The organism is Nitratidesulfovibrio liaohensis (assembly GCF_011682075.1).
GTDB classification, from domain to species: domain Bacteria; phylum Desulfobacterota; class Desulfovibrionia; order Desulfovibrionales; family Desulfovibrionaceae; genus Cupidesulfovibrio; species Cupidesulfovibrio liaohensis.
The window spans coordinates 1-992 of sequence record NZ_VSMK01000639.1 but is presented as its reverse complement, the minus strand read 5'-3'; the positions used below and the strand labels follow the sequence as shown (position 1 = coordinate 992).

Genomic DNA, 992 nt, shown 5'->3' with positions numbered 1-992 from the left:
GCGATGGGACGCATGCGCCGCGCCGGCTGCCCGACCTGACCGACCGGGCTGGCCGGGCTGGCCGAGCCGCCGGAAGCGGTGGCCGCCTCCATGGCACCGGGCTCGGCGCCACCCTTCTTCGACGTGGGCAGCGGCAGTGAAAGCACCCGGCGCGGCTTGGGCTTCAGGGCATAGCAGCGCATGCGCAGGTAGGCGGTGCGCGCCTCGTCGTCGGGCAGTTCGCTCAGGGTGGCGACAGCCACGGGCCGCCCCACGCTGAGGGTGACCGTGGTGTTGCGCTTGCGCAGCAGTTCCTTGGGCAGCAGGGCCGTGCGCGCCACGGGGTGCAGCAGGCCCATCAGGTTGAAGAGCATGGAATTGCGCCCGTGAAAGTACAGGGGCAGGGCGTCGGCTCCGGTGCGGCGTACCAGCCGCCCCACCGTGGACTGCCACGTGGGGTCGGTGATCTCGCGCCGCGAGGGTTGCAGGTGCGACACCGTGCCCGAAGGGAACACCACCAGCGCGCCGCCCTCGCCCACGTGGCGGATGGCCTGACGCAGGCCCGCCATGTTGCGGCGCTGCGCCCCGTCCCCGCCGAAGGGATCCACGGAAAAGATCAGCTCGCGCAGTTCCGGCACCGCCGCCAGCATGTAGTTGGCCAGAAAGCGCAGGTCGGGCCGCACCGGCAGCAGGGCCTTGGCCAGCACCAGTCCTTCCAGCGCGCCGAAGGGATGGTTGGCCACCATGATCAGGGGACCGGTGGCGGGCACGCCCTCGAAGCCCTCGGCCTCTGCCCGCACGGACACGCCCAGCACGTCCAGGGCCAGTCGGGCGAAGTCCAGCGGCGTTCCGCCCTGCGGCATGGCCCGGTACATCGAGTCGATGCGCCCCACGCCCAGCAGATGCAGCAGCGGGATGCGCAGCGGCGCGGGAATGCGACGGGCCGCGGCGGGCACCAGCGAACGGGGATGCGCCGGATGCCCCGGATGCGCCGGAGCCGGGGCAGATCGGAA

Annotated in this window: 1 protein-coding gene; it reads right to left on the bottom strand. The window is 72.5% G+C overall.

The window, feature by feature from the left end; genetic code table 11:
• Nucleotides 1–992, bottom strand: a 992-nt coding sequence (locus FVW27_RS17015) for a lysophospholipid acyltransferase family protein (protein ID WP_243838536.1), incomplete at both ends; no start/stop codon positions are given.